This is a genomic window from Caulobacter ginsengisoli, assembly GCF_030814835.1.
In the GTDB taxonomy this organism is placed as follows: domain Bacteria; phylum Pseudomonadota; class Alphaproteobacteria; order Caulobacterales; family Caulobacteraceae; genus Caulobacter; species Caulobacter ginsengisoli.
Genome location: NZ_JAUSVS010000006.1, coordinates 223,611 through 240,540, shown reverse-complemented (window position 1 = coordinate 240,540; position 16,930 = coordinate 223,611). Strand labels below are relative to the sequence as shown.

The window sequence follows — 16,930 nt, the reverse complement described above, 5'->3', positions numbered from 1 at the left end:
CCAGTATGCTGATCGGTGACTTGTTGGATTTGCGCGCCATAGCCCCGCATGTCAGCGGCGGCTCCAAGCGACAGATCCTGGGCGTCATCGCCGACGTCGCCGCCCGCAGCTACGGCCTGGAGGCGGCCGTGGTGCTGGACGCGCTTCTCGAGCGGGAGTCCGCGGGCTCGACAGGCCTGGGCCACGGCGTCGCCGTGCCGCACGCCCGCATCCCGGGCCTGAGCGGCATGAAGGCCGTCTTCGTCAAGCTCGACACCCCCACGGCCTTCGAGGCGGTGGACGACCAGCCGGTCGACCTGCTGCTGGCCCTGCTGGCCCCCGAAACCGGCGGCTCCGAACACCTGCGCGCCCTGGCCAGCGTCTCCCGCCGCCTGCGCCAGCCGGAACTGCGCCAGCAGCTGCGCCAGGCGCGGACGGCGGACGCCATCCATGCGCTGCTGGTGCGGGAAGCGCGGTCGACCGCGGCGTAGGCTGATCCTCCCCCGGAGGGGGAGGGGGACCGCCGCGAAGCGGTGGTGGAGGGGGTCAACCCCTACATCCACCTCGATCCAGCGTATCTCAGCCGATCCGCCGCGCCCTATCCTGACGCCTGGATGTAGCTCAAACCCCCTTCCACCATGCTCCGCATGGTCCCCCTCCCCCTCCGGGTGAGGAAAGTCAAAATGACGCCCTCGTCACCTTTTTCATTGACCCTTAACCCATATATGTGGACAGTGTTCACATTGCCCAGAGGCCCGCCCGGGGCCCGGCAAACCCAGGCCGGAGGAGCGCAGCGTGACTGACAAGAACATCACCAAGGACGCCATGTACGACGCCGTGGCGCCGGACGATTTCGAGTCCATGCTGGAGCTGGACCGCTACAACGCCCGCTCGACGGCGTTCGACAAGATCATCAGCGCCACCCACGACCACTTCTGGGATCCGCTCGACAAGAACTACATCGACTTCGACGAGCCCTTCGACATGGAGAACCAGCCGCTGGTTCCCGAGGACTTCGTGGTCGCCCTGCAGACCGACTACGTCTCCAACCACCTGTCGGACCCCAAGGAGCGCATCCGCTTCATCAACGAGTCCACCCTGCGGATCTTCTCCTCGATCCTGCACGGCGAGCAGGGCGCGCTGAACCTGTCGGCCAGCCTCTGCCACGTGCTGAAGGACCAGGGCGCGCAGGAATACGCCGCCAACCAGACCCGCGAAGAAGCCCGCCACGTCACCGCCTTCGCCAAATACATCAAGGCGCGCTGGGGCCGGCCCGTCGAGTGTGGGCCCACGCTGAAGAACCTGCTGGTCGAGATCATCCACGCCCCGGAGGTCTACAAGAAGATCATCGGCATGCAGATGCTGGTCGAGGGCCTGGCCATGGGCGCCTTCGCCTCGCTGTTCAACTCGATCAACGATCCGCTCGGCAAGAAGCTGCTGCAGCTGGTGATGACCGACGAGGCCTTCCACCACAAGTTCGGGAAGATCTGGGCCGACCGCACCGTGCCCAAGCTCTCGGCCGAAGAGCACAATGTCATCGAGGACTGGGCCGCCCACTGCTTCCAGGCGGTGCTGTTCAACCTGGTCGGCCCGGCCCAGCAGAAGGACCTCTATGAGTCCTTCGGCCTGGACCCGGACAAGGTCATCGCCGAGTTCGCTCAGATCATGACCGACGACCAGCGCCGCGAGAACATGAAGGAGCAGACCAACATCTTCCGCGTGCTGGTCAAGACCCTGCTCAACGCCGGCATCATCACCGACCGCACCAAGGCCTTCTACGGCATGTATGTCGACCTGGAAGAGCTGCGCGGCGAAGGCGACCGGATGGTCGGCGACGACATCGCCGAAGAGGGCATCCGCTACCTGCAGACCATCAACTTCCGCGACGGCGCCAACAAGCCGGTGAGCATCGCCGCCGAATAGCTCAGCCTACGCCTCACTGAGGCCGCAAGCGCCCCGCATCACTGCGGGGCGCTTTTCGTTGGGCGCGTAATCGGTAAAAATCCCCCGCATGAAGATCGTTTCCGCCCTGCTGGCGACCGCCCTGCTGTTCGCGCCCGCCGTCGGCCCCTCTGTTGCTTGGGCCAAGTCGGCCCCGCAGCCGGTCAAGCCCATCGCCGCCAGCTTCTACAGCGGCCGCTGGTATGAGATCGCCCGCACGCCCAATTCCAACCAGCGCGACTGCCAGGCCCCGACCAGCGAGTTCACCGCCAACGCCGGCGGCCGCTATCAGATCGTCCAGACCTGCCACCGCGGCGCCCCCACCGGCGAGGCCAAGGTGTTCAAATCCACCGCCGCCCTCGTCCCCGGCGCCCAGAACGCCAAGTTCACCGTCACCTTCTTCGGCCTGGCCAAGCAGGAATACTGGGTGCTGGACTGCTCGGGCGACGGCCAGTGGGCGATCATGGCCACGCCCGGCGGCAACTATGTCTGGCTGCTGTCGCGCCGGCCGGTGATGAGCGCCGCCGCCAAGGCCCAGGCCCTCGCCCGCATCAAGGCGCTGGGCTATGACACCGGACGGCTGGAGCTTCCCCGGCAGCTGGGGAGCTAGAGAGGGCCCGAATGGCCAAGAAATATCCCGACACGGCCGAAAAGCTGGCGGCGCTCAGCCTCGATGCGGTCAACGCCGAGATCAACCGCTTGCGGGTCGCTTACGAAGACGCCGACGACCCGGCCGACCGCAAGGCGCTGTTCGACCGCCTGCTCTGGGTCGAGGCGGTGAGGGAGGAGTTGCACATGATCCCGCCCAAGGCCCGCAAGTTCGTGGCCCAGAAGGCCGCGCCCAAGCCTAAGGGGCCACCGGTCGCTGATCCGGAGAGCGGGGAATCCGACTGATATCCATGGCCCAGGGCATGGCCGAGTCGCACCAGTACTGAGCCTTTGGGGTCAGTTCGGCCCGCTGCCGGATCGCCCCCAGGCGCAGATTGAAATGGGTCGGGTTCTCCTGCCGGTGCGAGAACAGCGCCGAGCCGCAGTTACCGCAGAAGGCCAGCACCGCCTTGGCCCCGCTGCTCCCCGTCTTCACATAGGTCGAGGGCTCGCCCCGCAGGTGGAACTTCTCAGGCAGCACCGGCACATTGGCCCGATACGGGGCGCCGGAGTTGGTCTGGCAGTCCGTGCAGTGGCAGATGATGACGTATTTCGGATTGATCTCGGCCTCATAGCCGATCCGGCCGCAATGGCAGCCGCCTTGGATTTGCATCGCTCTTGTCCGTCTCTTGGTTTGCCGGACCATTATACCACCCGCCCAGGGCGCGCCGCTTGACACCGAACGAAACAGGAACTTCCATGGCGGCATGGAGGCCGTCCTCACCCTCGTCACCATCTCGCGCCCGGAGACCACCCTGTCGGTCACCCGGGGCGCCGGGCGGCTGATGCTGGACCTGGGCTATGCGCCGGTGGCTGAGGTCGGGCTGCCGAACGGGCGGCGGGCCGACCTGATGTGCCTGGGCCCGCGCGGCGAGATCGCCATCGTCGAGGTCAAGTCGAGCGCCGAGGACTACCTGACCGACCGCAAGTGGGGGGAATACCTGCCCTACTGCGACCGCTTCTTCTTCGCCGTCGCCCCCCACTTCCCGCGTGACCTGCTGCCGGAGGAACCCGGCCTGATCGTCGCCGACGGCTTTGGCGGGGCGGTGCTGCGGGAAGCGCCCCACACCCCGCTGGTCGGGGCGCGGCGCAAGGCGTTGACGATTGCGTTCGGGCGGCTGGCGGCGATGCGAAGCGCGATGTTCTGAGGTCCTCAAATCCTCCCCCGGAGGGGGAGGGGGACCATGCGGAGCATGGTGGAGGGGGTTTGAGCCTACATGCAGGCGTCAGGATAGAACGCGGCGGGTCGGCCGAGGGAACCTCCAGGCGTGGATGTAGTGGCTGACCCCCTCCACCACGCCTTCGGCGCGGTCCCCCTCCCCCTCCGGGTGAGGATTTGAAGGAGGGGGCGTCTTAGCCTCAGTCCATCAGCTTCTGGCTGAGATACGCATACTCCAACGCCACCCGCCGCGCCTTCTCGTTGAGGTTGGCCGCCGCGGCGTGGCCGCCGTCGATGTTCTCGTAATAGAGGAACTTATATCCCAACGCCTCCAGCCGGGCCGCCGCCTTACGGGCGTGGGCGGGGTGGACGCGGTCGTCCTTGGTCGAGGTCTCGATATAGACTTCCGGATAGGGCATGCCGGCCCGCAGGTTCTGGTAGGGGCTGTATTTTTCGATCCAGGCCCGCTCGGCCGGGATGGCCGGGTCGCCATATTCGCCGACCCAGGAAGCGCCGGCGCCGATCTGGGTGTAGCGGATCATGTCGAACAGCGGCACCTGGATGACGATGGCGTTGTAGAGCTCCGGATGCTGGGTCAGGGCCACGCCCATCAGCAAGCCGCCATTCGACCCGCCCATGATCCCCAGCCGCCGGGGCGAGGTGATCTTGCGGGCGATCAGGTCGCGGGAGACGGCGAAGAAGTCGTCATAGACCAGCTGGCGATGCTCCTTCAGGCCCGCATTGTGCCAGGCTGGCCCGAACTCGCCGCCGCCGCGGATATTGGCCACCACATAGACCCCGCCGCGCTCCAGCCACAGCTTGCCGATGGTGGCCGAATAGCCCGGGGTCATCGAGACCTGGAAGCCGCCATAGGCATAGAGGAGGGTGGGGTTGGCGCCGTCCAGCTTCATGCCCTTGGGGTGGACGACGAAATACGGGATTTTCGTCCCGTCGCTGGACACCGCCTCGAACTGCTCGACCTCGTCCTTGGAGGCGTCGAACTTGGGCGGCAGGGTCTTGACCTGCTCGACCGTGTCCCTGGCCCCGTCGGCCAGCCACAGGGTGGTCGGGGTCAGATAGCTCTCCACCGAAACGAAGAAGCGGTCGGTCTGGTCCGAGGCCGATCCCAGGCTGACCGAGGCGTTGGCCGGCAGGTCCAGGGTCCTGGTCGTCCAGCCCTCGCCTGAGGGGCTCATCACCAGCGCCTTGCCCTTGACGTTCTCATAGAGGGCCAGGACCAGGGTGTTGCGGGTCGTGGTAATGCCCTCGATGGCCTGGCGCCCGGTCGGCCGCAGAACCAGCCTGGGCGCCGCCCTGGCCGCATCGGCCTTCAGGGCGGCGAGGTCGTACTCGGCCAGGTCGCCCTGCTTGAGGTTCTTCTCCGGCCAGTCCTGTTCCAGGGTGAACACCAGCCGGCCCTTGACCAGGCCCTGCACCGAGGACTTCAGCGGGAAGGGCAGCTTCACCGTTTTGCCGCCCTCGATCAGGTAGTATTCCGCCTCGAAGAAGCTGACCGCCCGCGTCGCCATCACCGCGGCGACCTTGCCGTCGGCGTCGCGCAACACGAAGGGCTGCACCGCCACGTCGTCCACCGTGCCCCGGAACACTTCGGTCGCCGACGACAGCGGCGTGCCGCGCTTCCAGGCCTTCAGCACATAGGGATAGCTGGACTTGGTCAGGGTCGGCTGGCCCCCTCCTCCCGCTTTGGTGTCCTCGCCCCAGTCCCGGGCGATCAGCACGGTGTCCTTGTCCAGCCAGCTGTAGTTCTGCTTGCCTTCGGGCGCGGTAAAGCCGTCCTTCACGAAGCTCTTGGTGACGGTGTCGAACTCGCGGAACGACACCGCATCCTTGCCGCCGTCCGACAGGGTGACCAGGCAGCGGGTATAGTCGGGAGCCAGGCAGTTGGAGCCTTCCCACACCCAGTTGGCCTTCTCTTCCTTGGCCAGGGTGTCGACGTCGAGGATGGTCTCCCATTGAGGCTCGGCGGTCCGATAGCTCTCCATCGTCGTGCGCCGCCACAGGCCCCGCACATGGTCGGGGTCCTGCCAGTAATTTCGCAATTCACGCTCGCCGGGCCCGGAGAAGGCCACCGCCGGGATGCGGTCCTTGGCGTTGACGATCTTCAGGGCCTCGTCGAGGAAGCCCTGGTAGCGCGGATCGTTCTGCAGCACCGGCAGCGAGCGGGCATTCTCGGCCCGGGCCCAGTCGAGGGCGCGGGTCCCCTCGATCTCCTCCATCCAGGTGAAGGGATCGTCTGAGCTGGCGGCGGGAGCGGCGGCTCCGGTGAGCGTGGCGGCGGTCATGATGGCGGCGAGTAGATACGAACGCATTGGGCCTCAGTCCATCAATTGGCGGGTCAGGTAGACATAGTGCATGGCCCAGCGCCGGGCGTTGGCCTCGGGGTCGGCCCCGTTGGCGTGGCCGCCGTCGGTGTTCTCGAAATAGAGGTAGGGATCGCCCATCTCGCCCAGCCGGGCGGCGAACCGCCGGGCATGGCTGGGATGCACCCGGTCGTCCTTGGTCGAGGTGGTGATATAGGCCAGCGGATATTTCACCCCCGGCTTGAGGTTCTGCATGGGGCTGTATTTGGCGATCCAGGCCGCCTCGGCCGGTACGTCGGGATCGCCGTATTCGCCCACCCAGGAGGCGCCCGCCGACAGGTGGTTGTAGCGCAGCATGTCGAGCAGCGGGCTTTCCACCACCACCGCGTTCCACAGGTCCGGCCGCTCGGTCAGGGCCACGCCCATCAGCAGGCCGCCGTTGGAGCGTCCGTAGGCGCCCAGGCGCCGCGGCGAGGTGATCTTGCGGGCGATGGCGTCCTCGGCCACCGCGAAGAAGTCGTCATAGGCCCGCTGGCGGTTTTCCTTCAGCGCCGCCTCGTGCCAGGCCGGCCCGAACTCGCCGCCGCCGCGGATATTGGCGACGATGAACACCCCGCCGCGCTCGAGCCACAGCTTGCCGACCAGCGGGTCGTAGAGGGGCAGCTTGGAGAGCTGGAAGCCGCCATAGGCGAACAGCAGCGAGGGGCTCGACCCGTCGTACTTGATGTCTTTCCGATGGACGACGAAGTAGGGGACCAGCGTGCCGTCCTTGGACTTGGCCTGGAACTGCTCGACCATCAGCCCGTCGGCGTTGAAGCGGCCGGGCATCCTGAAGGCGACCTCGGCCTTGGCGCTGGCGGCGTCGGCCAGGTTCAGCTCGGTCGGAACCAGGAAGCTCTCGACGCTGTAGAAGACCTGGTCGTCCCTGTCGGACGCGCTGGCGAGGTTGATGGAGGAGTTGTCGGCGGCCGGCAGGGCGGTCTGCGGCCAGCCCCACTCGCCTCGGTCCGCGAAGCTGAAGATGCGGCCCCGGACGTTGTCATAGACCACGGCCACGACCCGGCCCCGGGTGACCTTCACCTGGTCGATCGACTGGCGCGGACCCGGGGTGAAGATCACCGGCACGGCGTTCGAAATGACGATCTCGTCCCCCGACGGCGGGACCAGCAGCGCCGGGTCGGCGGCGGCCAGCGAGCCGGCCTTGATGTCGGCCCCGGAATACTTCCAGTCCTCGCCGGTGGTCAGGATGATCCGGCCGTGCAGCAGGCCCTGGATGTTGGACTTCTGCGGCAGGGCCAGCTCCACCGTCCCCTTGTCGGTCAGCTGCCAGTAGCGGGTGTGGAAGAAGTCGACCCCGCGCTCCAGCAGCACCACCTGCCTGCCCTCGCCGTCGCGCAGCACGTTGGGCTGGGCGCTGACGTCCTTGGGATCGCCCCGGAACACTTCCTTGGCGTCGGACAGGGCCTGGCCACGCTTGAGCGTCTTGACGATGTAGCCATAGCCGGACTCGGTGAGCGTACCCGGCCCCCAGTCGCGGGTCAGGATCAGGGTGTCGGGGTCCAGCCAGGCGACGGTCTGCTTGCTCTCGGTCAGCTTGAAGCCGCCGGCCACGAAGCTCTTGGTCTTCAGGTCGAACTCGCGGATCTCGACGGCGTCCTTGCCGCCGTTCGACAGCTCGACCAGGCAGCGGTCATAGGCAGGCGCCCGGCACTCGGCGCCCTTCCAGATCCAGTTGGCCTTCTCGGCCTTGGCCAGCGCGTCCAGGTCGATGACGGTTTCCCAGGTCGGCTTGCCGGTCCGGTAGCTGGCCAGGGTCGCGCGGCGCCAGACGCCCCGCACATGCTCGCGGTCCTGCCAGAAGTTGAACACGGCCTCGCCGATGAAGTCGGGGGCCGGGATGCGGTCGGTGGCCGACAGGATGGCCAGGGCGTTGTCGTGCAGCAGCTGATAGCGCCTGTCGCCCTGCAGCACCGGCAGGCTCTTGGCGTTCTCGGCCTTGACCCATTCCATCGACCTGGGCCCGTCGATGTCTTCCAGCCACAGATTGTCGGGCAGGGGGGCGGGGCTCGCGCAGGTGAGCAGCGCGGCGGCGAAGGCGGTCAGGAACATGCGGGAAGGCTCAGCGATGAGGGTCGGGCCGCGCGAGCATAGGCGTCGCCGCGAGCGGGCGGCAAGTTAATCCCAGGAAAGGTGCGCCGGCCCACGATCTCGCCTATATCTGCGGGCGAGATGAGCCGTCCGTTCCTGAAGATGAACGGGGCCGGCAACGACTTTGTCGTGGTCGAGGCCCGCAGCCAGCCGTTCGCGCCGACGGTGGAGGAGGCGCGCGCCATCGCCGCCCGCGACGGCGGCATAGGCTGCGACCAGCTGATCGCCATCGAGCCCTCCGCCACCGCCGACGCCTTCATGCGCATCTGGAACGCCGACGGCGGCCAGGTCGAGGCCTGCGGCAACGCCACCCGCTGCGTGGCCTGGCTGACCATGCAGGCCTCGGGGCGCGAAGCCGTCACCATCGAGACCGTGGCCGGCACGCTCAGCGCCACGAGAGCCGGGGAGACCCTGATCAGCGTCGACATGGGCGAGCCCCGGCTGCGCTGGGACCAGATCCCGCTCGAGAACGAGATGGACACCCGCAATATCGAGCTGCAGGTCGGCCCCATCGACGATCCGCACCTGCACACCCCGGGCGCCGTCAACATGGGCAACCCGCACGTGGTCTTCTTCGTCGACGACGCCGAGACCGCCCCGGTCCGCGAAGCCGGCAGCCTGATCGAGCACCACCCGCTGTTCCCGGAAGGGGTCAATGTCGGGTTTGCCCAGATCAAGAGCCGAGACCGTATCCGCCTGCGGGTCTGGGAGCGCGGCGCCGGCCTGACGAGAGCCTGCGGCACGGGCGCCTGCGCGGCCCTGGTGGCGGCCCATCGCCGGGGCTTCGTGAACCGCAAGGCCACCCTGGAAATGGACGGCGGCGAGTTGGTCATCGAGTGGCGCGAGAGCGACAACCACGTGATCATGACCGGCCCGGTCGAGGTCGAGTTCGCGGGCAGGCTGTAGCTCGGGAAAATCCTCACCCGGAGGGGGAGGGGGACCGCCCCGAAGGGGTGGTGGAGGGGGTTGAAGCTACAACCACTTCTGCCGGCAAGCCCGCGGCTTATCGGCTGCGCCCTATCCTGACGCCTGGATGTAGCGTCTGACCCCCTCCACCATGCTCCGCATGGTCCCCCTCCCCCTCCGGGGGAGAATTTGTGGAGTTTCCTTCCGCAAATCCCCCGCTAAAGTCCCCCGCCTGACAGTTCCTCGGGGGAGTATCCGCATGCGTCTCGTTCTCGCCGCCGCCATTGCAATGGTCCTCGCGGCCCCGGCCCTCGCCAAGCCCCCCGCCGGCCCCGACAAGATCTTCACCGCCCGCGACCTCTTCAGCCTGGAGATCGCCTCCGACCCGCGCATCAAGCCGGACGGCTCGGCCATCGCCTACGTCCGCTCGACCTACGACATCATGGGCGACAAGGCGGTCAACACCATCTGGCTGGCCGATGCGAACGGCGGCGGCCAGGCGCCCATCGCCGCGGGCGCGGGCTCCTACGGCTCGCCCCGCTGGTCGCCGGATGGCAAGCGGCTGGCCTATGTCGCCTCGACCGATGGCGGCAGCCCGCAGCTCTATGTCCGCTGGATGGCCACCGGCGTCGCCGCCCGCCTGGCCACGCTCGCGGAGAGCCCCGGCGACATTTCCTGGTCGCCGGACGGCAGGTCCATCGCCTTCACCATGTTCATCCCCGACGAGGGCGAAACCCTGGGCTCGCCCCTGGCCAAGCCCGAGGGGGCCAAATGGGCCGCGCCGCTGACCATCATCGGCAAGGTCAACTACCGGGCCGACGGGGCCGGCTACCTGCGCCCGGGCTACAACAAGGTCTTCGTCATCGACGCCGACGGCGGCGCCCCGCGCCAGTTGACCTTCGGGGCCTATGACGACACCGGTCCCCTGGCCTGGACCCCCGACGGCAAGGCGGTACTGTTTGCCTCCAGCCGCGGCGCGGACTGGGAGCGCGACCCGGTCGAGAGCGAGATCTACCGCGTCACCGTCGCCGACGGGACGGTCGCGGCCCTCACCGACCGCAACGGCCCCGACTTCAACCCGGTGGTCTCGCCGGACGGCAGGACGCTGGCCTGGCTGGGCTTCGACGACAAGGGCCGGGCCTATGAGGACAACCTGCTCTACGTCATGCCGCTGAGCGGCGGGACGCCCCGGGCCGTCACCACAGGCCTCGATCGCGCCGTCGACGGCGCGCAGTGGTCGGCCGACAACAAGTCCCTGGTCATCCAGTACACGGACCACGGCATCACCAAGCTGGCCAGGGTTACGCTCGATGGGACGCTCACCCCCATCGCCCAGGGCCTGACCCCCCGCGCCCTCGACCGCCCCTATGCCGGCGGTGAGTTCAGCCTGGCGAACAACGGCATGGTCGCCTTCACGGCGGGCGATCCCAACCATCCCTCCGACCTGGCCGTGGCGACCAAAAGCGGGACCAAACGCCTGACCCGGCTCAATGACGAACTCTTCCAGGGCAAGGCCCTCGGCCAGGTGACGCCGCTGCTGGTCAATTCGTCCTTCGACGGCAAGAAGATCGACGCCTGGATCGTCACCCCGCCCAATTTCGATCCGAGCAGGAAGTATCCGCTGCTGCTGGAAATCCACGGCGGTCCGTTCGCCGCCTATGGCCCGGTCTGGAGCAGCGAGGACCAGCTCTACGCCGCCGCCGGCTATATCGTGGTCTACGCCAACCCGCGCGGCTCGACCTCGCAGGGCGCGGCCTTCGCCAACCTGATCGACAAGGACTATCCCAGCCACGACTACGACGACCTGATGAGCGTGGTCGACGCCGCCATCGGCCAGGGCTCGGTCGATCCGAACAACCTGTTCGTCACCGGCGGCTCGGGCGGCGGGGTGCTGACCGCCTGGATCGTCGGCAAGACCCACCGCTTCAAGGCCGCCGTCAGCCAGAAGCCGGTGATCAACTGGTCCAGCTTCGTGCTGACCTCGGACGGCTATCCGCTCTACGGCCCCTACTGGCTGGGCAAGCAGCCCTGGGAAGACCCCACCGGCTACTGGGCCCACTCGCCCCTGTCCCTGGTCGGCAATGTCACCACGCCCACCATGGTCCTGGTCGGCGAGGAAGACCGCCGCACCCCGCCGAGCGAGTCCGAACAGCTCTACCAGGCCCTGCAGCTGCGCAAGATCCCGACAATGCTGGTCCGGGTGCCGGGGGCGTCGCACGGGGGGTTGGCGGAAAGGCCGAGCCAGCTGGCGGCGGAGAACGCCGCCATCGTGGCCTGGTTCGAGCGGTATCGGACGAAGTAGCTCCCTCTTCTCCCTTCCTCCTCGATGGAGGAAGGGCGGGGATGGTGGTGGTGGCAGTGCGTTTCCGGAAGCACGCGGGGAGGCGACCACGCCACCCTGAGCCAGTCACCCATATCCCGAGGGCACACCACCAACCCTGCCCTTCCTCCATCGAGGAGGAAGGGTGGTGAGAAACCACCAGCGCCGAGGCGTCGCCCTTCCGCCCAAAGTTTGCTATAGCCCGCGCCAAGGGCGGCCGCGTTGGCCGCCCGCTTGCGTTTGGATCATGAGCGACACCGCCGCCATCATCGCCCAGACCCCCGAGGTCGAGGTCGTCACCTTCGGGTGCCGGCTGAACGGCTATGAGTCCGAGCAGATTCGCGCCCAGGCCCAGGCCGACGGGCTCTCCAACGCCGTGGTCTTCAACACCTGCGCCGTCACCGGCGAGGCCGTGCGCCAGGCCCGCCAGGCCATCCGCCGCGCCCGCCGCGAGCGGCCGGACGCCCGACTGATCGTCACCGGCTGCGCCGCCCAGATCGACCCCGCCGCCTTCGCCGCCATGCCCGAGGTCGACCTGGTGGTCGGCAACGCCGACAAGGCTTCGCCCGGCGCTCTGGCCGCTGACGGCGCCCGCATCCGCGTCAACGACATCATGAGCGTCACCGAGACCGCCGGCCACCTGATCGACGGCCTGCGCGACCGGGCCCGGGCCTATGTCGAGGTCCAGAACGGCTGCGATCACCGCTGCACCTTCTGCATTATTCCCTTCGGGCGTGGCGCCAGCCGCTCGGTCCCCGCCGGCCAGGTCGTCAGTCAGATCGGCCGCCTCACGGCCGAAGGTTACCGAGAAGTGGTGCTGACCGGGGTCGACCTGACCAGCTGGGGCGCCGACCTGCCCGGCCAGCCGACCCTGGGCCAGCTCGTCGCCCGCATCCTCAAGCTGGTCCCCGACCTGCCGCGTCTGCGCCTCTCCTCCATCGACGCGGCCGAGATCGACCCGGACCTGATGCGGTGCCTCGCCGAAGAGCCCCGGCTGATGCCTTACCTGCACCTGTCGCTGCAGGTCGGCGACGACCTGATCCTCAAGCGCATGAAGCGCCGCCACCTGCGCGCCGACGCCCTGAAGCTGATCGCCGATGTCCGCGCCGTCCGCCCCGAGACGGCGTTCGGGGCCGACTTCATCGCCGGCTTCCCGACCGAGAGCGAGGCGGCCTTCCAGAACACCCTGGACCTGGTCGATGAGGCGGGCCTCGCCTTCCTGCACGTCTTCCCCTACAGCGCCCGCCCCGGCACGCCCGCCGCCCGCATGCCGCCGGTGAACGGCAAGGCCATCAAGGACCGCGCCCGCCGCCTCCGCGAAGCCGGGGCCGCCGCCCTGACCCGCCACCTGGACGCCCAGGTTGGCCGCACCCTGAACGGCCTGGTCGAAAAGCCCGGCGTCGCCCGCGCCGACGACTTCACCGAACTGGCCTTCGAGGGCCCCGCTCCGGTGGGCGAGATCGTCCCCTTCAAGATCACCGGCCATGACGGCGTCCGCGCCATAGCAGTGCAAGATTGGGCGGTGCTGGCGTGAGGAGCGGCGGCTGCCAGTGCGGCGCCGTCCGCTTCAAGGTCGAGGGCGATCTGGGCCGCCCCAGCCTCTGCCACTGCCGCATGTGCCAGAAGGCGTTCGGCGGGCCCTATGGCGCGCTGGTCTCGGTCAAGACCGACCGCCTGACCTGGACGCGCGGCGCGCCCAGCCGCTTCCAGAGCTCCAACCTGGTCAGGCGCGGCTTCTGCAGCGCCTGCGGCACGCCCCTGACCTTCGAATGGAGCGACAAGGTCACGGACCTGGCCATCTTCGCCTTCGATGAGCCGGCGGACATCGTGCCGGTCGTGCAGATGGCCACCGACACGGCCCCGCCCTGGGTCATGGATGTCGGCGACATCCCGCACCGCTCGCCCGAGGAATCCGAAGCCGCCGCCGGCCACTATGCCGCCGTGGTCTCCAACCAGCACCCGGACCGTGACACCTAAGGTTTCAGGTGCTGGACGAACCAGTCGCGGGCTGCCGCGCTGGCCTCGTCGAAATGGCTCTCGTAGACGTCGAAATGCCGGGCGCCCTTGATCACATGCAGCCGCTTGGGTTCGCCCGCCTGGGCGAAGGCCTGTTCCTGCAGGTCGGTGGGGGTGATGACGTCGGTGTCGGCGATGACCATCAGCAGCGGGGTCGGGGCGATCTGGGCGATCAGTTCGGCGGGGGCGTAGCTGAAGATCATGTCCCGGCTCTGCAGGGTCAGCTGCGGGCTGTAGCCGGTGGTCTCGTGGCCGGCCATCAGGCAGTCCCAGCCCTCCTCGCCCGGCTCGAAGGTGTTGACCATCACCGGCGCCTCGCCCCGGGCCCGGGCGTCGGCGTCCTGGGCGATCCAGGCCCTTAAGCCCGTCATCACCTCGGGCGAAATCGAGCGGGTCAGGGTTTCATAGCCGTGGGTGATGGGCGCCTGGCTGACCACGCATTTGACCCGGGAGTCCCGGGCCGCGACGCTCAGCACATGGCCGCCGGAATAGCTGGTGCCCCACAGGCCCAGCCGCTCGGGATCGACCCCCTCCAGGGTTCGGGCATGGGAGATGGCGATGCGCATGTCGCGCACCTGCCGCCAGGGGTCGGCCTCCTGGCGCGGGGTTCCGCCGCTGGTTCCGAAATTGCGGTGGTCATAGGCCATGCAGACGAAGCCGGCCTCGGCGAAGGCCGCCGCGAAGCGCGGGATGTGCTGGGCCTTCACCGCCGAGAGGCCATGCGACAGCACGATGACCGGCGCGGGGCCTGTCCGGCGCGGCGGCCGCATGACCCAGCCCGACAGCGTCACGCCCTCAGCGTCGAAAGTGAAATCCTGCATGCTCTCCTGCCGCATCCTGGCCTCCCGGTTTCCCGCTGATACGCAGGGCCGGCGGCGGCGGATTGGTCAGGGGCGGTCTTCCTCCTCCGGCCCCGGAAAGCCCGGCAGCGACCAGCCAAACAAGATGGCCCCGGCCCGCACGCCCAGCGCCACCGCGAACCCGATGCCGCCGGCCAGGAGCTGGTCGACGCCCAGGCTCGCCAGGCCGACAAACACCGCCGCCCCCAGCAGGGCCGCGCTGACATAGATCTCCCGCCGCAGCAGCACCGAGGGCTCGTTCGCCAGCACGTCGCGGATCACCCCGCCGAAACAGGCCGTCAGCACCCCCATCACCGCCGCCGCGATGGGATGCACGCCCAGCCCCAGCGCCTTGGCCGCCCCGACCACCGCGTAGGCGGCCATGCCCAGCGCATCCAGCCACAGCAGCGCCGAGAACCGCCAGGTCCGCCGCCCGGTCAGCCAGACCACGACCGCCGCCGCCAGGCAGACCAGCAGATAGCCCGGCCGCTGCACCCAGATCACCGGCGCCCCGATCAACAGGTCCCGCAGCGTGCCGCCGCCCACCCCGGTCACCGCCGAGAAGAAGGCGAAGGTGACGATGTCATGCTTGCGCCGCGCCGCCGCCAGCGCCCCGGTGGCGCCGAACACGGCCACGGCGGCGTAGTCGAGGACCAGGATGGCGGTGTCGATGACGCTCATGGGTGCTGTCTAGCGCGCCTGCGAGAAGAAGGGAGTCCACGAACCACACGAACCACACGAACGGGGGCTGGGTCCGCCGACGCCGTGACTCGGTCAGGCGTGGGTTTTGGGTCGCTTCGCGACAGGAAGATAAGGAAGCGAAGAAGAGCAAGGGGTAGGGGCAACCCCGAAGCGCCGCAGGCGATCAAATCGGAAGGACAGCCTGCGGCGCATCCAGCGATGCCGCTATCGCTTGCTCTTCTTCCCTTAAACTTCTCTTCCTTCCCGCGAAGCGGCATTCTTTCAAGCCGAACCCGCCGCAAAGCGCAAACCGTCACGCCCACCCGTTCGTGTGGTTCGTGTGGTTCGTGGACAAAATCTCTCCCGCGCCGCGCAAAGGGTGACGCCGCGAGGCCGGCAGGCTAAAGGCCGCCCATGGCAGAACAGAAACAAGGCTGGTTCCAGCGGCTGACCAGCGGTCTCTCCCGCTCGTCCAAGGCGATGACCGAGCAGGTGGCGGAGATCTTCCGCAAGCCGCTCGACCAGGAACAGCTCGACGCCCTCGAGGAAATGCTGATCGAGGCGGACCTGGGCCCCCATGCCGCCGCGCGGATCACCAAGGCCTTCGGCGAGGCGCGGTTCGGCAAGTCGGCCTCCGAGGACGAGGTCAAGGAGGCCCTGGCCGAGGCGGTGGCCAAGGAGCTGATCCCCCGCCAGGGCGAGTTCGACCCCCTCGCCGGCCCCAAGCCCTATGTGGTGCTGTTCATCGGGGTCAACGGCTCGGGCAAGACCACCACCCTGGGCAAGATCGCCGCCGACCTGACCGGCAAGGGCGCCAAGGTCCTCATAGCGGCCGGCGACACCTTCCGGGCCGCCGCCGTCGAGCAGCTGAAGATCTGGGCCGACCGGGCCGGGGCCGACTTCATGTCCAGGCCGACCGGGGCGGACGCCGCCGGCCTGGCCTATGACGCCATCGAGAAGGGCCGGGCCGAGGGTTATGACGTGGTGCTGATCGACACCGCCGGGCGGCTGCAGAACAAGCAGGGCCTGATGGACGAGCTCCTGAAAGTCATCCGGGTGGTCAAGAAGATCGATCCCGACGCCCCGCACGAGACCCTGCTGGTCCTCGACGCCACGGTCGGGCGCAATGCGCTCGCCCAGGAAAACATGTTCGGCAACCAGATCGGGGTCTCCGGCATCGTGATGACCAAGCTGGACGGCACCGCCCGGGGCGGGGTGCTGGTGCCGGTGGCCCAGGCCTCGGACTCACCGATCAAGCTGATCGGGGTCGGCGAAGGCATCGAGGATCTGCAACCTTTCGACGCGCGGGCCTTTTCGCGTTCGCTGGTTGGGCTGGAGGCGTGATGGCGACCGTGGAACCCCGCAAGAATCCCAAATGGGTCCGCCCGGCCGTCGACTACGGCGGCCTTGTCCTCTTCCTGATCGGCTTTCTGATCCACCGGAACCTGATGGAGGCCACCTGGTGGCTGGTGGCCGGCAGCGCCATTGGCCTCATCGTCGGCTTCGTCTTCGAAAAGCGGCTGGCGACCATGCCGCTGCTGGCCGGCGGGGCGGCCCTGGTGTTCGGGGGCCTGACCCTCATCTTCCACGACACCCGGTTCCTGAAGGTCAAGCCGACCATCATCAACCTGGCCTTCGCCGTCTTTCTGCTGGGCGGCACGGTGCTGAAGCGCAACCCGCTCAAGCATCTGATCGGCGAGGCCCTGCACCTGACCGACGCCGGCTGGCGGACCCTGACCCTGCGCTATGGCCTGTATTTCCTGTTCGTCGCCGCGCTCAACGAGGTGGTCTGGCGCACACAGAGCGACACCACCTGGACCTTCTTCCGCTTTCCCGGCCTGCAGGTCCTGGCGCTGCTGTTCTCCTTCAGCCAGGTGCCGTTGATCATGAAGAGCGCCGGCGAGGCGGAGGCCCTGCATGTCGGCGACAAGCCGGTCGCGCCTGACGAGTGAGGAGCGATTAGAACCGCCCA

At 68.2% G+C, this 16,930-nt stretch carries 16 protein-coding genes; 11 read left to right on the top strand and 5 right to left on the bottom strand.

Annotated elements, in window-relative coordinates:
• Positions 1–5 precede the first annotated feature (5 nt).
• From ptsN to QO010_RS16045, 4 genes are all read left to right on the top strand, one after another.
• Positions 6–470, top strand: coding sequence for a PTS IIA-like nitrogen regulatory protein PtsN (gene ptsN, locus QO010_RS16060; RefSeq protein WP_307350738.1), 465 nt, complete (start codon positions 6–8; stop codon positions 468–470).
• 304 nt (positions 471–774) lie between these two features.
• On the top strand, positions 775–1,902 hold the full coding sequence (locus QO010_RS16055; protein ID WP_307350737.1) for a ferritin-like domain-containing protein: 1,128 nt from the start codon (positions 775–777) through the stop codon (positions 1,900–1,902).
• Positions 1,903–1,990: 88 nt separating this feature from the next.
• Positions 1,991–2,530 carry a lipocalin family protein gene (locus tag QO010_RS16050; protein ID WP_307350735.1) on the top strand — a complete coding sequence of 180 codons (540 nt, stop codon included), beginning with the start codon at positions 1,991–1,993 and terminating at the stop codon, positions 2,528–2,530.
• 11 nt (positions 2,531–2,541) lie between these two features.
• Positions 2,542–2,814, top strand: coding sequence for a hypothetical protein (locus QO010_RS16045; protein ID WP_307350733.1), 273 nt, complete (start codon positions 2,542–2,544; stop codon positions 2,812–2,814).
• On the opposite strand, the gene QO010_RS16040 is transcribed toward QO010_RS16045, so the two are convergent.
• Positions 2,768–3,181, bottom strand: a complete 414-nt coding sequence (locus tag QO010_RS16040; protein ID WP_307350732.1) for a GFA family protein — start codon at positions 3,179–3,181, stop codon at positions 2,768–2,770. The two genes, QO010_RS16045 and QO010_RS16040, sit on opposite strands and share 47 nt — an antisense overlap.
• Before the next feature lie 94 nt (positions 3,182–3,275).
• On the opposite strand from QO010_RS16040, the gene mmcB reads away from it, so the two are divergent.
• Positions 3,276–3,716, top strand: coding sequence for a DNA repair putative endonuclease MmcB (gene mmcB / locus QO010_RS16035; RefSeq protein ID WP_307350729.1), 441 nt, complete (start codon positions 3,276–3,278; stop codon positions 3,714–3,716).
• 211 nt (positions 3,717–3,927) lie between these two features.
• Here mmcB and QO010_RS16030 read toward each other — a convergent pair whose 3' ends face one another.
• Both QO010_RS16030 and QO010_RS16025 read right to left on the bottom strand, forming a co-directional pair.
• Entirely contained in the window at positions 3,928–6,057 is a 2,130-nt protein-coding gene (locus tag QO010_RS16030; protein WP_370873770.1) for a prolyl oligopeptidase family serine peptidase, read from the bottom strand.
• Positions 6,058–6,063: 6 nt separating this feature from the next.
• Positions 6,064–8,157, bottom strand: coding sequence for a prolyl oligopeptidase family serine peptidase (locus QO010_RS16025; RefSeq protein WP_307350728.1), 2,094 nt, complete (start codon positions 8,155–8,157; stop codon positions 6,064–6,066).
• Between the two features lie 120 nt (positions 8,158–8,277).
• Between QO010_RS16025 and dapF the strand changes: the two genes are divergently transcribed.
• From dapF to QO010_RS16005, 4 genes are all read left to right on the top strand, one after another.
• Positions 8,278–9,102 (top strand): diaminopimelate epimerase, encoded by an 825-nt coding sequence (dapF, locus tag QO010_RS16020; protein WP_307350726.1) that lies wholly within the window; start codon positions 8,278–8,280, stop codon positions 9,100–9,102.
• A gap of 259 nt (positions 9,103–9,361) precedes the next feature.
• The gene (locus QO010_RS16015; protein WP_307350724.1) at positions 9,362–11,404 is read left to right on the top strand and encodes a S9 family peptidase; all 2,043 of its coding nucleotides are present in this window, start codon (positions 9,362–9,364) and stop codon (positions 11,402–11,404) included.
• A 265-nt stretch (positions 11,405–11,669) separates the two neighbouring features.
• A complete protein-coding gene (gene mtaB, locus QO010_RS16010; RefSeq protein ID WP_307350722.1) occupies positions 11,670–12,956 on the top strand; it encodes a tRNA (N(6)-L-threonylcarbamoyladenosine(37)-C(2))-methylthiotransferase MtaB in 1,287 nt (428 codons plus the stop codon).
• A complete protein-coding gene (locus QO010_RS16005; RefSeq protein ID WP_307350720.1) occupies positions 12,953–13,399 on the top strand; it encodes a GFA family protein in 447 nt (148 codons plus the stop codon). The genes mtaB and QO010_RS16005 overlap by 4 nt, the downstream gene beginning before the upstream one ends.
• Here QO010_RS16005 and QO010_RS16000 read toward each other — a convergent pair.
• Together QO010_RS16000 and QO010_RS15995 are read right to left on the bottom strand one after the other, a co-directional pair.
• Positions 13,396–14,259, bottom strand: a complete 864-nt coding sequence (locus tag QO010_RS16000) for an alpha/beta hydrolase (protein ID WP_307350719.1) — start codon at positions 14,257–14,259, stop codon at positions 13,396–13,398. The two genes, QO010_RS16005 and QO010_RS16000, sit on opposite strands and share 4 nt — an antisense overlap.
• 66 nt (positions 14,260–14,325) lie before the next feature.
• On the bottom strand, positions 14,326–14,958 hold the full coding sequence (locus QO010_RS15995) for a trimeric intracellular cation channel family protein (RefSeq protein ID WP_307350717.1): 633 nt from the start codon (positions 14,956–14,958) through the stop codon (positions 14,326–14,328).
• Positions 14,959–15,372: 414 nt separating this feature from the next.
• Here QO010_RS15995 and ftsY point away from each other — a divergent pair, with 414 nt between their 5' ends.
• Positions 15,373–16,302 (top strand): signal recognition particle-docking protein FtsY, encoded by a 930-nt coding sequence (gene ftsY, locus QO010_RS15990; RefSeq protein ID WP_307350715.1) that lies wholly within the window; start codon positions 15,373–15,375, stop codon positions 16,300–16,302.
• Positions 16,302–16,910 carry an inner membrane-spanning protein YciB gene (locus QO010_RS15985; RefSeq protein ID WP_307350714.1) on the top strand — a complete coding sequence of 203 codons (609 nt, stop codon included), beginning with the start codon at positions 16,302–16,304 and terminating at the stop codon, positions 16,908–16,910. Before ftsY ends, QO010_RS15985 begins: the two co-directional genes overlap by 1 nt.
• Positions 16,911–16,930 lie beyond the last annotated feature (20 nt).

Coding starts and splice junctions, on each gene's coding strand:
- ptsN (WP_307350738.1), top strand. CDS start 6: ATGCTGATCGGTGACTTGTTGGATTTGCGCGCCATAGCCCCGCATGTC.
- QO010_RS16050 (WP_307350735.1), top strand. CDS start 1,991: ATGAAGATCGTTTCCGCCCTGCTGGCGACCGCCCTGCTGTTCGCGCCC.
- QO010_RS16045 (WP_307350733.1), top strand. CDS start 2,542: ATGGCCAAGAAATATCCCGACACGGCCGAAAAGCTGGCGGCGCTCAGC.
- QO010_RS16040 (WP_307350732.1), bottom strand. CDS start 3,181: ATGCAAATCCAAGGCGGCTGCCATTGCGGCCGGATCGGCTATGAGGCC.
- mmcB (WP_307350729.1), top strand. CDS start 3,276: ATGGAGGCCGTCCTCACCCTCGTCACCATCTCGCGCCCGGAGACCACC.
- QO010_RS16030 (WP_370873770.1), bottom strand. CDS start 6,057: ATGCGTTCGTATCTACTCGCCGCCATCATGACCGCCGCCACGCTCACC.
- QO010_RS16025 (WP_307350728.1), bottom strand. CDS start 8,157: ATGTTCCTGACCGCCTTCGCCGCCGCGCTGCTCACCTGCGCGAGCCCC.
- dapF (WP_307350726.1), top strand. CDS start 8,278: ATGAGCCGTCCGTTCCTGAAGATGAACGGGGCCGGCAACGACTTTGTC.
- QO010_RS16015 (WP_307350724.1), top strand. CDS start 9,362: ATGCGTCTCGTTCTCGCCGCCGCCATTGCAATGGTCCTCGCGGCCCCG.
- mtaB (WP_307350722.1), top strand. CDS start 11,670: ATGAGCGACACCGCCGCCATCATCGCCCAGACCCCCGAGGTCGAGGTC.
- QO010_RS16000 (WP_307350719.1), bottom strand. CDS start 14,259: ATGCAGGATTTCACTTTCGACGCTGAGGGCGTGACGCTGTCGGGCTGG.
- QO010_RS15995 (WP_307350717.1), bottom strand. CDS start 14,958: ATGAGCGTCATCGACACCGCCATCCTGGTCCTCGACTACGCCGCCGTG.
- ftsY (WP_307350715.1), top strand. CDS start 15,373: ATGGCAGAACAGAAACAAGGCTGGTTCCAGCGGCTGACCAGCGGTCTC.
- QO010_RS15985 (WP_307350714.1), top strand. CDS start 16,302: ATGGCGACCGTGGAACCCCGCAAGAATCCCAAATGGGTCCGCCCGGCC.